This is a genomic window from Pseudundibacterium arcticum (genome assembly GCF_042646465.1).
Lineage (GTDB): Bacteria > Pseudomonadota > Gammaproteobacteria > Burkholderiales > Burkholderiaceae_D > Undibacterium_A > Undibacterium_A arcticum.
Genome location: NZ_JBHRTP010000022.1, coordinates 1 through 13,001, shown reverse-complemented (window position 1 = coordinate 13,001; position 13,001 = coordinate 1). Strand labels below are relative to the sequence as shown.

General features: G+C 62.2%; 11 protein-coding genes and 1 riboswitch. Of the genes, 10 read left to right on the top strand and 1 reads right to left on the bottom strand.

The window, feature by feature from the left end; genetic code table 11:
• Positions 1-48: 48 nt before the first annotated feature.
• The 4 genes from metK to metF all read left to right on the top strand — a co-directional run bounded on the left by metK (position 49) and on the right by metF (position 4,438).
• Entirely contained in the window at positions 49-1,212 is a 1,164-nt protein-coding gene (gene metK, locus ACFOFO_RS07670; protein WP_390322107.1) for a methionine adenosyltransferase, read from the top strand.
• Positions 1,213-1,446: 234 nt separating this feature from the next.
• Positions 1,447-1,521: riboswitch (S-adenosyl-L-homocysteine riboswitch) on the top strand.
• 26 nt (positions 1,522-1,547) lie between these two features.
• Complete coding sequence (ahcY, locus tag ACFOFO_RS07665) at positions 1,548-3,008, top strand: adenosylhomocysteinase (RefSeq protein WP_390322108.1); 1,461 nt, start codon at positions 1,548-1,550, stop codon at positions 3,006-3,008.
• A gap of 259 nt (positions 3,009-3,267) precedes the next feature.
• Positions 3,268-3,621, top strand: coding sequence for a phage holin family protein (locus tag ACFOFO_RS07660; protein WP_390331292.1), 354 nt, complete (start codon positions 3,268-3,270; stop codon positions 3,619-3,621).
• A complete protein-coding gene (metF, locus tag ACFOFO_RS07655) occupies positions 3,608-4,438 on the top strand; it encodes a methylenetetrahydrofolate reductase [NAD(P)H] (RefSeq protein WP_390322112.1) in 831 nt (276 codons plus the stop codon). The genes ACFOFO_RS07660 and metF overlap by 14 nt, the downstream gene beginning before the upstream one ends.
• Positions 4,439-4,536: 98 nt before the next feature.
• On the opposite strand, the gene ACFOFO_RS07650 is transcribed toward metF, so the two are convergent.
• A complete protein-coding gene (locus ACFOFO_RS07650; protein WP_390322113.1) occupies positions 4,537-5,136 on the bottom strand; it encodes a 5-formyltetrahydrofolate cyclo-ligase in 600 nt (199 codons plus the stop codon).
• Between the two features lie 167 nt (positions 5,137-5,303).
• Here ACFOFO_RS07650 and ACFOFO_RS07645 point away from each other — a divergent pair, with 167 nt between their 5' ends.
• From ACFOFO_RS07645 to ACFOFO_RS07620, 6 genes are all read left to right on the top strand, one after another.
• Complete coding sequence (locus tag ACFOFO_RS07645) at positions 5,304-7,268, top strand: lytic transglycosylase domain-containing protein (RefSeq protein WP_390322114.1); 1,965 nt, start codon at positions 5,304-5,306, stop codon at positions 7,266-7,268.
• Between the two features lie 30 nt (positions 7,269-7,298).
• Positions 7,299-8,258: a complex I NDUFA9 subunit family protein gene (locus ACFOFO_RS07640; RefSeq protein WP_390322116.1), complete on the top strand. Its 960-nt coding sequence runs from the start codon at positions 7,299-7,301 to the stop codon at positions 8,256-8,258.
• A gap of 33 nt (positions 8,259-8,291) precedes the next feature.
• A complete protein-coding gene (locus tag ACFOFO_RS07635) occupies positions 8,292-9,005 on the top strand; it encodes a glutathione S-transferase family protein (protein WP_390322117.1) in 714 nt (237 codons plus the stop codon).
• Between the two features lie 32 nt (positions 9,006-9,037).
• Positions 9,038-10,306: a multifunctional CCA addition/repair protein gene (locus ACFOFO_RS07630; protein WP_390322118.1), complete on the top strand. Its 1,269-nt coding sequence runs from the start codon at positions 9,038-9,040 to the stop codon at positions 10,304-10,306.
• The gene (locus ACFOFO_RS07625) at positions 10,303-11,811 is read left to right on the top strand and encodes a diguanylate cyclase domain-containing protein (RefSeq protein ID WP_390322119.1); all 1,509 of its coding nucleotides are present in this window, start codon (positions 10,303-10,305) and stop codon (positions 11,809-11,811) included. Before ACFOFO_RS07630 ends, ACFOFO_RS07625 begins: the two co-directional genes overlap by 4 nt.
• A gap of 324 nt (positions 11,812-12,135) precedes the next feature.
• Entirely contained in the window at positions 12,136-12,828 is a 693-nt protein-coding gene (locus tag ACFOFO_RS07620) for a GNAT family N-acetyltransferase (RefSeq protein ID WP_390331320.1), read from the top strand.
• The last annotated feature ends 173 nt before the right edge of the window (positions 12,829-13,001 follow it).

Sequence of the window (13,001 nt, the reverse complement as noted above, 5' to 3'; positions counted from 1 at the left end):
GCTGCGACAGTGTCACTAACGCGTCACCAACTTGTTATGGAGTTTGCAATGTCAAATGATTATCTATTTACCTCTGAGTCGGTGTCGGAGGGCCATCCGGACAAGGTCGCCGACCAAATTTCCGATGCCATTCTCGATGCCATCCTGACTCAGGACCCGACCGCCCGCGTCGCCGCCGAAACCCTGTGCAACACCGGTCTGGTGGTGCTGGCCGGTGAAGTGACCACGCACGCCAATGTCGATTACATCCAGGTTGCGCGCGAAACGATCAAGCGCATCGGCTACGACAACACCGATTTCGGCATCGACTATCGCGGTTGCGCGGTGCTGGTCGGCTATGACAAGCAGTCGCCGGACATCGCGCAGGGCGTCGATGAAGGCAAGGGCCTCGACCTCGATCAGGGCGCCGGCGATCAGGGCCTGATGTTCGGCTATGCCTGCGACGAGACGCCGGAACTGATGCCGGCCGCGATCTACTACGCACACCGGCTGGTCGAGCGCCAGTCGCAACTGCGCAAGGACGGCCGCCTGCCGTGGCTGCGCCCGGACGCCAAATCGCAGGTCACCTTGCGCTACGTCGACGGTCGCCCGGTCGCGGTCGACACCGTGGTGTTGTCGACCCAGCACGCGCCGGAGATGGAGCACAAGGCGATCGAGGAAGCCGTGATCGAAGAAATCATCAAGGCGGTGCTACCGCGCGAATGGCTGGTCAACACGCGCTATCTGGTGAACCCGACCGGCCGCTTCGTGGTCGGCGGCCCGCAGGGCGATTGCGGCCTAACCGGCCGTAAGATTATCGTCGACACCTATGGCGGCGCCTGCCCGCACGGCGGCGGCGCGTTTTCCGGCAAGGATCCGTCCAAGGTCGACCGCTCGGCTGCCTATGCGGCGCGCTACGTCGCCAAAAACATCGTCGCCGCCGGTCTGGCGCGCCAGTGCCAGATCCAGGTCAGTTACGCGATCGGCGTCGCCAAGCCGATCAATATCACGGTCTACACCGAAGGCACCGGCGTCATTTCGGACCTGCAGATCGCGGCGCTGGTACAGGAACATTTCGACCTGCGTCCGAAAGGCATCGTGCAGATGCTCGACCTGCTGCGGCCGATTTATCAAAAGACCGCCGCCTACGGTCATTTCGGCCGCGAAGAGCCGGAATTTACCTGGGAACGCACCGACAAGGCCGCAGCGCTGCGTGCCAGCGCCGGGCTGTAACGACTACCGGCCAGACCCATGAAAAACGCGCTCATCGCAGGATGAGCGCGTTTTTTTGTGCCGCCATTATTGAGCCGCCGTCGGGCAGTGCTGTTGTGCCGATGGCAACCGCACCGCGACCCACCTCACCTGCGGCTCCTGTTCGCTGGCGATGTTGGCGGGCAAGGCACCAGTGGTTCTGTCTATCGTGGGATACCAGCAAGACAAATTCGCCCATATCTACGGTATAATTTCACCCCCAAGGAGCGATGCAGCGCGGCACAGCCGCGCCAGGCTTGGACCGCATTTCCGCAACGGCGCTCACGTTACTTTTTTTCTAACGAAAGGAGGGCGTGATGAACGCCGTCGTATCTCAAGCTAGCGCAGCAAAAATCCATCATTCCGAGTTGCACGATACGCACGATTACCACGTGGCCGACATCAGTCTGGCCGCCTGGGGCGACAAGGAAATCCGCATCGCCGAAACTGAAATGCCGGGCCTGATGGCGATCCGCGAAGAGTTCGCGGCGGCACAGCCGTTGCAGGGCGCGCGCATTACCGGCTCGCTGCACATGACGATCCAGACCGCGGTGCTGATCCAGACCCTGAAAGCGCTCGGCGCGCAGGTGCGCTGGGCCTCGTGCAACATTTATTCCACGCAAGACCACGCCGCCGCCGCGATTGCCGCTGGCGGCACGCCGGTGTTTGCGTTCAAGGGCGAGAATCTCGACGAGTACTGGGACTTCACGCATCGCATCTTCGAGTGGCCGGGCGACGCCCACACGCAGCAGGCCAACATGATCCTCGACGACGGCGGCGACGCCACGCTGCTGCTGCATCTGGGCGCGCGCGCCGAGCAGGATGCCAGCGTGCTCGAGCATCCCGATTCGGAAGAGGCGGTGTGCCTGTTCAATGCGATCAAGAACAAGCTGGCCGGTGCGCCGAAGTGGTACTCGACCCGCCTGGCGCAAATCAAGGGCGTGACCGAGGAAACCACCACCGGCGTGCATCGTCTGTACCAGATGCACAAGGAAGGCAAGCTGGCGTTCCCGGCGATCAACGTCAACGATTCGGTCACCAAGTCCAAGTTCGACAACCTGTACGGCTGCCGTGAATCGCTGGTCGATGGCATCAAGCGCGCGACCGACGTGATGATCGCAGGCAAGGTCGCGGTGATCGCCGGTTACGGCGATGTCGGCAAGGGTTCGGCGCAGGCCATGCGCGCACTGTCGGCGCAGGTCTGGGTCACCGAGATCGACCCGATCTGCGCACTGCAGGCGGCGATGGAAGGCTATCGCGTGGTGACGATGGATTACGCGGCCGAACGCGGCGACATCTTCGTGACCTGCACCGGCAATTATCACATCCTGACACACGACCACATGCGCCGCATGAAGGATCAGGCGATCGTCTGCAACATCGGCCACTTCGACAATGAAATCGACGTCGCGGCACTCAAGCAATACCCGTGGGAAAACATCAAGCCGCAAGTCGATCACGTGATTTTCCCCGACGGCAAGCGCATCATCCTGCTGGCCGAAGGCCGGCTGGTCAATCTCGGTTGCGGCACCGGTCATCCGTCGTATGTGATGAGCTCGTCGTTCGCCAACCAGACCATCGCCCAGATCGAGTTGTATGCCAATACTGCGGCTTACCCGGTTGGCGTGTACACGCTGCCGAAACATCTGGATGAAAAGGTCGCGCGTCTGCAACTGAAGAAACTCAATGCGCAACTGAGCGAGTTGACCGACGAGCAGGCTGCGTATATCGGGGTGAATAAGAACGGCCCCTACAAGGCCGATCATTATCGGTATTGATGGCCTGAGTTCCCTCCCCTTCAAGGGGAGGGCTAGGGGTGTAGCAGGGAATTCAGGCGACATGTCGCCTGCCTGCGGAACGACACTGGCTTGCAAGCCAGTGTGCGCCCTGCAAGGGGGATGGGTTTCTTGCGAGTTCCTGATATTTTTGCAGGCACCCATCCCCATCCCAACCTTCCCCTTGAAGGGGAAGGAGCTTCAAGGCGTCGTTTTACGTTATTTGTTTAACGAAAATTCAATCAAGAAAACGGAGATCCCCATGCGCCTGCTCGCCACTTGGCTGATCAACGCCGTCGCCTTACTGGCGCTGCCCTACCTGATGCATTCCGTGGCGATCGACAGTTTCGTCACCGCGCTGATCGTTGCGCTGGTGCTCGGCTTCGTCAACACCATCATCCGTCCGGTGGTGGTGCTCTTGACCTTGCCGGTGACGTTGCTGACGCTCGGTTTGTTCATCGTCATCATCAACGGCTTGCTGTTCTGGATGGTGGTCAATCTGATCGACGGCTTTCATGTCGCCGGTTTCTGGTCGGCCGTTGGCGGCGCATTGCTGTATGGCGTGATCTCGTGGTCGCTGTCTGCCCTATTATTGAAAAACAATGAACCCGCATAATTTCAGCATAGAATTTTTCCCGCCCAAGACGCCGGAAGGCGCCGAGAAGCTGCGTGTCACCCGCGCCAAACTGGCCGAGTTGCAGCCGACGTATTTTTCAGTCACCTTCGGCGCCGGCGGCAGCACGCAGCAAGGTACGCTCGACACCGTGCTCGAGATCCGGCGCGAAGGGCATGACGCCGCGCCGCACCTGTCCTGTGTCGGCGGCTCGCGCGACTCGATCCGCGCGGTTCTGGAGCAGTACCAATCGCACGGCATCAAGCGGCTGGTGGCATTGCGTGGCGATTTGCCGAGCGGCTATGGTGCGTCCGGCGAATTTCGTTACGCTAATGAGCTGGTCGAATTCATCCGCGCCGAGACCGGCGACTGGTTCCGGATCGAAGTGGCGGCCTACCCCGAAGTGCATCCGCAGGCGCGCTCGCCGCAAGACGACTTGCAGAATTTCGTGCGCAAGATGCAGGCCGGCGCCGATGCCGCGATCACCCAGTATTTTTACAACGCCGACGCGTATTTCCAGTTTGTGGACGCCGCACGAAGGGCGGGCGTGACGGCGCCGATTGTGGCCGGGGTGATGCCGATCACCAACAGCAGCCAGATCATGCGTTTTTCCGAGATGTGCGGCGCCGAGATTCCGCGCTGGGTGCGTCTGAAGCTGCTCAGCTTCGGCGACGACAGCGCGTCGATCAAGGCCTTCGGGCTGGATGTGGTGAGCGCGATGTGCGAGCGTTTGCTGGCCGGCGGCGCGCCTGGGCTGCATTTCTATAGCCTGAACCAGGCCGCCGCGACCAGCGAAATCTGGCGCCGCCTGGTGCGGTAATCGCGGCCCTGACGCAATATATACTCCACCATAGTCCTGCCATTATCCGCAAATAATTGGCGGGAACATTGAATAGACTGGTGGTGGGCGCGTAAATGTCAGAGCAAGCCGGCTTCGGTGACGATCGCATCGAGCGCCACATCATGCGGCGCGGCGGCGAACTCGGCGGCCAGGCAGCGGTAGGCGATGCCGACCGTCTGCGGCCGCGGCGTGGCCGCCAGCGTGCGGTCGTAGTAGCCGCCGCCATAGCCGAGCCGATAGCGCCCGGCATTGAAGCCGACGCAAGGAATTAGCAGCGCCGCCGGACGCTCGACCAGTTGCGGCTCGGCGTGGTTCGAGACGCCCATCGTATCCTTGACCAATTCGTGGTGCGGCGCCCACTGCGCGAACTGCAGCGGCGCATCCGACGCAGTGACCCTGGGCAACGCCAGCGGCATGCCGCGTGCCGCCAGCGTTGCATACAGCGCACGCAGATCCGGTTCGCCCGCCATCGGCCAGTAAATCCCGAGTGAGGCGACCTGCTGCAGGTCCAGCCAGAACAACACCTGGTCGCACAATGCGGCGTCCCATTCACGGCGCTGCTGATCGTGGATGCCGCGCCGCAGCGCCAGCAGGCTGCGCCGCAATGCCGTTTTATCGAGCCCGTTTTCCGGCGTGAGCGCAGCCGGATCGCGTGCTATGCTTGGTTCAAGACTCATGTGCGTAATTCCATTTCCAAGTCAAACGTGCACTTTGTTGTCAGCTCTTGCCTTACTAAACGTAATGTCTGCGAGCCTCCGCCGCGTTCACATTTGATTTAGAAATGGAATAAGCTTTTTTTGTTGTGTTCTTTGTTATATCAAATTCGTTCGGATTGAGAGTCGCGATGTTCCCGAAAAAATGGATCGCCAGCCTGTTGGTGGCTGGCATCCCCGCACTGATGGTGCTGCCGCAGGCGCAGGCGCAAAAGCCAGACGCCAGCTTCTTCGCCAACGACGACGATGTATTCATGGCACTGCGCGACGCCGCGCGCCGCGATGATGCCGACAAGACCGCCGAACTGGCTGGTCGTCTGCCCGATTATGCCATCCCGTCCTACATTGACTATTATCGGCTGAAGCCGCGTATCAAGACCGCATCGGAAGACGAGATCCGGCAATTCCTGACGCGTTATGCCGGCAGCGCGATCGCCGACCGTTTGCGCAACGACTGGCTGCTGGAGCTGGGCCGGCAGCGCGACTGGGCGGGCTTCGACGAGCAATATCCGTTGTTCGCGCTGAACGACGACACCCAGCTCAAATGTTATGCGCTGATGTCGAAGGCGGTCCAGGGCCGGACTGTGGATGCCGACGCGCGCGCGTTGCTGGTGGCGCCGAAGGACTATGGCGACGGCTGCATCGCGTTGATCACCTTGCTGACCCAAAACGGTCAATTCAAGGCCGACGACGTGTGGGCGCAGGTGCGGCTGGCAGTGGAAATCAATGCGCCCGGCGTGGCGCGCCGCATTGCTGCCAATACCGACGCCACCGATCGTCAGCTGTCGCAGGCGCTCGACTTTTCCGCCATCACGGTGGCGCGCGGCCTTGGCGCCGGTCGTACCGCGCATGAGATATATCTGTTGGCACTGGGCCGGGTCGCGCGAAACAGTCCGCCGCAGGCCGCCGATGCACTATCGAGTGTGGCTGACCGGCTGACTGCGCAGGAGCAGGCGCAGGGCTGGGCCCAGATCGCGTTGCAGGCTTCGTATAATCTGGCGCCGGAAGCACGCGACTACTGGCGCCGGGCGCAAGGCGCGACGCTGTCGCTGCACGGCTATCAGTGGCGGGTGCGCAACGCGCTGCGCGCCGGCGACTGGAAGCTGGTGCAGGGCGGCATCGACGCGATGCCGGAAGGCTTGCGCCAGGATCCGGCCTGGGTCTATTGGCACGGCCGCGCATTGCAACAGGACCGGACCTCGGCCGCCAGCCAGGAGCTGGCACAACAGCAATTCACATCGATCGCCGACCAGACCAATTTCTACGGCCAGCTGGCGCTGGAAGAGCTGGGCCAGCAGATCACGGTGCCGAATGCGCCGTTGCCGTTGACTGCGGACGAAATCGCACCGATGGCAACCAACACCGGCTTCCAGCGCGCGCTCAAATTCTTTGCGATGAACCTGCGCTTCGAAGGCACCCGCGAATGGAACTGGGAATTGCGCGGCATGAGCGAGCGCGAACATCTGGCGGCGGCTGAATTCGCGCGCCAGAACAATGTGCTGGACCGGATGGTGAGCACCTCGGAGCGCACCAAGACCGAAGTCGATTTCAGCCAGCGCTTTCCGACCCCGCACAGAGACATCATGCAGGAGATGACGCAAAAACTCGGGCTCGACATGGCCTGGGTCTACGGTCTGATCCGGCAGGAATCGCGCTTCATCAACAATGCCCGCTCGCAAGTCGGCGCGTCCGGCCTGATGCAGATCATGCCGGCGACGGCCAGTTATGTCGCGAAGAAAATCGGCTTCGGCGACTACAGCCGCGACCGGGTTAACGAGATCAATACCAACATCCTGCTCGGCACCAATTACCTGAGCATGGTGCTGGACGACCTGGACGGCTCGCAGGCACTGGCCACCGCCGCCTACAACGCCGGCCCGGGCCGTTCCCGCGCCTGGCGCGCGAGCTTGAGCGGACCGGTCGAGGGCGCGATCTTCGCGGAGACCATCCCGTTCGCCGAGACCCGCGGCTATGTGAAAAACGTGCTGTCGAACGCGACCTACTATGCCGCGCTGTTCGAGCACCAACCGCAATCGCTGAAGGCGCGGTTGGGAACCGTAACACCGAAGGGGTTTGTCGCCAGCGAATTGCCTTGACCTGTATCAATCGATGTGGAGGGCGCGAAAATGACATACCGTATGGTCCTGGTCATCGGTGGCACCGGATTCATCGGCAGCCACATCGTCGCGCAACTGGCGGCGGCGGGGGTTAGCATCGTGGTGCCGACCCGTCACTATGAACGCGCCAGGCACCTGCTGGAGCTGCCCACGGTCGATCTGGTCCAGGCCGATGTACACGATGCCGCAGCGCTGCATCAATTGATGCAGGACGTTGATGCCGTCATTAACCTGGTCGGGATTCTGCATTCCAGGCCGGGCGTGCCCTACGGTCCGGACTTTGCGGCTGCCCATGTCGCGCTGCCGACGAAAATTGTCGCGGCTTGTGCCGCCACCGGGGTCACGCGTTATTTGCACATGAGCGCGCTGGGGGCGTCGCTCACGGCCGCTTCGATGTACCTGCGCTCCAAGGCCGATGGCGAGACCGCGGCCTTTTCCCGGCCCGAAGTGAAGACCACCGTGTTCCGGCCGTCGGTGGTGTTCGGGGCCGAGGACCATTTTCTGAATATGTTCGCGGCGATGCAAAAATGGTTTCCGGTGATCCCGCTCGGTGCGGCGGACGCAAAATTTCAGCCGATTCATGTCGAGGATGTGGCCCGCGCCTACGTCCATGCGCTGGATAACCCCAGGACCATCGGTCAGGTGTATGAGCTGGCCGGACCCAAGGTGTATACCCTGCGCAAACTGGTGCAGCTGGCCGGACAGTACTCGGGCCATGCGCGCCCGGTGATCGCTCTGCCCAGTACGTTGGCGCGCTGGCAGGCATGGCTGCTTGAGCATGCGCCGGGCGAGCCGCTGATGACGCGCGACAATTTGGACTCGATGCGCTGCGATAATGTCGCCAGTGGCCCGATCGCAGCCGAACTCGACATCCAGCCCGCCGCGCTGGAGGCAGTCGCTCCACATTATCTGGCGGGGCGCGATCAGAGTGGCCGACTGGATGCCTATCGGCGTAATGCCAAACGTTAATCAAACTACCAACAAATCCCTAGAAAGGATGCAATGCAGACCACGGAACTAGACCAGACCCTGTCCGAGACGCTCAAGGATGCCAACAAAACCGGCCTGAAATTGGTTATCGCCAACAAGAATTACTCGTCATGGTCGATGCGGGCATGGGTCGCCATGCGGGCATTCGGCATACCGTTTGAAGAAATCCGCATCCTGTTCGACCGGCCCGACACTGCCACGCGGATCGCCGAATATTCGTCTGCCGGGCGGGTGCCGGTGCTGCTCGCCGGTGACCTCACGATCTGGGATTCGCTGGCGATCTGCGAGTACCTGGCCGAACAGTTTCCGGAGAAAAACATGTGGCCGCGGGACGTGGCGGCGCGCGCGATCGCGCGCAGTGTCTGTGCCGAGATGCACTCCGGTTTTGCCGCACTGCGCTCGGACATGTCGATGAGTTTGCGGATGAGCCTGCCGGGCAAGGGGCGAACGCCTGGCGCGCAAGCCGACATCGGGCGCATCAGCGAGATCTGGGAGGATTGTCTGGCCCGCTTTGGCCATCATCGATTCCTGTTCGGCGAATTCTCGATCGCCGATGCCTACTTCGCCCCGGTCGTGATGCGCTTCCGGATCTATGCGGTGACGCTGGCACCGGCCTTGCAAGCCTATGCCGATCGCGTCAGCGCCCACCCGGCGGTGGCGCAGTGGTTGCAGGAGGCGCTGGCCGAGACTGAAGTCGCGCCCGAGCATGACGCCGAGCTGGAATAATTATCTGCCGTTGTTGACAAGCTAATCCATTGATGAAGATTTATACCGTCGGCGGCGCGATTCGTGACGCGCTGCTCGGCTTGCCGGTACAGGACCGCGACCATGTCGTGGTGGGCGCCACCCCCGACCAGATGGTGGCGCGCGGCTTCACGCCGGTCGGCAAGGATTTTCCGGTCTTCCTGCATCCGCGCACGCACGAGGAATACGCGCTGGCACGCACCGAGCGTAAGACCGCGCCGGGCTACAAGGGCTTTGTATTTCACACGGCGCCGGAGGTGACGCTGGAGCAGGATCTGATCCGGCGCGATCTGACCATCAATGCGATGGCACGCTTGCAGGACGCCGATGGCCAGGAGGTGGCGGACGCGCCGATCGTCGATCCGTTCGGCGGTCAGGCCGATTTGCAGGCCCGCGTGTTGCGCCATGTGTCGGCCGCGTTCGCCGAGGACCCGGTGCGGATACTGCGGGTGGCACGGTTTGCCGCGCGCTTTGCCGAATTTACGGTGGCGCCCGAAACCAATGCCTTGATGCAGCAGATGGTGGCCAACGGTGAAGTCGACGCGCTGGTGCCGGAGCGGGTCTGGCAGGAACTGGCACGCGGTCTGATGGAGGCGACGCCGTCGCGCATGTTTGCCGTGCTGCGCGATTGCGGCGCGCTGGCGCGAATCCTGCCCGAACTCGGTGCACTGTGGGGCGTGCCGCAACCGGCCGCGCATCATCCGGAAATCGATACCGGTGTGCACGTGATGCTGGTGGTCAATTATGCGGCCCGGCAGCAGCACCCGCTGCCGGTGCGCTTCGCGGCATTGCTGCATGATCTGGGGAAGGGCGCGACGCCGCCAGCCGAATGGCCCAAGCATCACGGGCATGAAGGCGACGGCGTGAAACTGGTCGATGCGCTGTGCCAGCGCCTGCGCATACCGGGCGACTGCCGCGAGCTGGCGCTCATGACGGCACGCGAACATGGCAACGTCGGGCGCGCACTGGAATTGCGCGCCGATACCATCGTCACGCTGTTCGAGCGTTGCGATGCGTTCCGCAAGCCGCAGCGTTTTGCCGACATGCTGGCCGCGGCCGAATGCGATTTCCACGGTCGCGGTGTCGGCGCCGGGATTGCCGAATTTGCCGCACGCCCTTTCCCGCAGGCGGCGCATTTGCAGCGCGCCTTGGCCGCGGCGCAACAGGTCGATGCCGGTGCGATCGCCGCACAGGCTGCGCAGCGGTATCCGGGCCAACCGCAACGGATTGCCGAGGCGATCCACGCGGCACGGGTGGCCGCCGTGACTGGAATGGCGCCGTGACGATCCAGCGCTTGCGCCTTGTGCTGGTGGCGGTGCTGATGCCGGCAGCAATGCTGATGCTGGCATTTCTGTATAGCAAGACGCAGGCGCTCGATGTCGATCTGCAAAATCAGATTGAAAAGGATATCCGCCAGTTGCGCCAGTTCGACGCCGAATTGGATGTCAACCTCCTGCGCGCGCGCCTCGGCACCAGTGCCGACTACGCCAAGCTGAAACTGCCGCTGAACCCTCTACAGAGCCTGGAACAGGATCTGGGCCAGGCGTCCTACACCAAACAGTCAGCGCTGCTGCAGCAGGCGCTGCAGCAACTGAAGGTCAGCTTCGGGCTCAAGCAGCTGCTGGTCGGGCAGTTCCTGGCACAAGATGCAACGCTGAAAGACGCGATCATCAACTTTCCCGGCGCGATTGCACAGTTTCAGGCGCTGCTGGTCAAGACCGCGGCCACCGGCTCGCCGCTGGAGGGCCAGTTGCTCGACGCGCTGGGCAACAAGGTCAATAATCTGCTGACCGTGATCTTCCGCTTCAATCTGACGCCGGATCAGGCGCTGGGCGAGCAGACCATCGCCGCGATCGACGAGATCGAACGCTATCAGACGGCCTATCCGCCCGATGTCCGACTGCGGCTGGAGCAGGTGCTGCGGCATGCGCGCACCATCCTCAGCCAGCGCATTGTCGAAGACCAGCTGATCGCCAACATCGCTGCCGCGCCGACCGTGGTCAGCGTAAATGCGCTCAGCAGCGCGCTGGACCAGGTGTTCACCCAGGCACTCGACGACAAGCAGCGCTATCGCAGCTACCTGTTCGCCTACGCCGGTGTGTTGCTGGTGCTGTTGCTGTATCTCGGCCTGCGCCTGGTGAAAAGCTATCAGGTGATCGCGCAGGTCAACAAACGCCTGCAGGCATCCAACGAGACACTGGAACGGCGCGTCGCCGAACGCACCGCCGCGCTGGAACAACAATCGGCACAGATGAAGCAGCTGGCCACGCGCGATGCGCTGACCGGCCTGATCAACCGACGCCAACTGATGGACCTGCTGGCGCATGCATTGCAGCGCGCCGAGCGCCGTGCCAGCGTGGTAGTCGTGATGTTCTTCGATCTGGACGGCTTCAAGGCGGTCAACGATACCTATGGCCACGCTTGCGGCGATCTGGTGTTGCAGGAAGTCGCACAGCGGGTGCAGCGCCATATGCGGCAGGAGGATTGGCTGGCCCGACTCGGTGGCGACGAATTCGTGATCCTGCTGGAGGAGGTCCGCACCCGCGACGGTGCATTGCGGGTTGCGGAAGAGACGCTCACTGAAATCGAGAGCATCACCCAGATCGACGGCCACCCGATTGCGATTTCGGCCAGCATCGGCATCAGCAGCGCATTGGGTCGCGCCAGCATCCGTGTCACGCCCGATGAGCTGCTGAACCAGGCAGACCACGCGATGTACCAGGCCAAGCAGGACGGCAAGCGCTGCTATCGGTTCAGTGCCGATGCGAACTGGAGCGAGGCGACCTAGCAGGCGGTCGGACTTGCGGCTCGGCGCCCCCGGAGCATCGGCCGCAAAATGCGCCGAACGGACGATATCTCACCGATTTTTGCTCAATCGCACGCTATTGGCGCTCAAATCGGGCAAAATTTGTCCTGGCTCGGTGCATTTTTCGCGTCGATTCCGCAACGCCGACAGCCGCCCGGCGTGTTGCCGACGGTGCTGATTACCATCGACTATTCCTGCGCTGCGGACTGCCTCGGCGAGAAACCCGACCAGGGACTACAATGCAATGGTGCGGCGCACAAAAAGCGCCACCTCCGTCCCATCGTCCAGCTACCAGAAGGACTGCAGATGAACCCCAACGATCCAAACCAGAAGGATGACACCCCGCTTGACGCGACCCTTGCCGAGGCGCGCAGCATACCGTCGGTGCGGGTCAAGGAACTGGCTGAGCGCGATCGCCGGCGGATGCTGAACCATTTTCTTGCGCTCGACCAGGACGACCGGCTGCTGCGGTTTGGTTCGGTGCTGCCGGACGAGATCATCACGACGTATGTGCAGAAGATCGACTTTGCGCACGATACCGTGTTCGGCGTCTACAACAGCAAGTTCAAGCTGGTTGGGGTCGGTCATCTGGCATTCGCTGCGCGCGATGAGCGGCCGGACCTGAGCGTCGCCACCACCAAGGACAAGGTCGCCGAATTCGGCGTCTCGGTATCGGCCAGCGCGCGCGGCCTGGGTGTCGGCAGCAAGCTGTTCGAGCGCGCGGCGATCCATTGCCGCAATGCCGACGTCGACACGCTCTACATGCATTGCCTGTCGTCGAATCAGACCATGATGCATATCGCGAAGAAGGCCGGCATGCAGATCCAGCGCGATTACGGCGAAGCCGATGCCTACCTGCAAATACCGCCGGCCAGTCCGGGCAGCATGCTGAAGGAAGCGGTCGAGGAACAGGTTGCCAGCCTCGATTACGCGCTTAAGGCGAATACCCGCGCCGCCACCAAATGGCTGGGAAAACTGCCTGGACTGAAAGACAACTGAGCGCGCATCAACTGCGGCGAAGTGTGGGTGCTGAATATACTGGCGACAGTATTTTTAAATCCGCCGCGGATTCAGACACGAAGTGCAACTTTGATTATTCGGTTGAAGGGCCAGATGCGGTAGCATTCGCGCCTTTTGACCAGCCAGTCGAAAGTTGCCGAATATGCGCTACA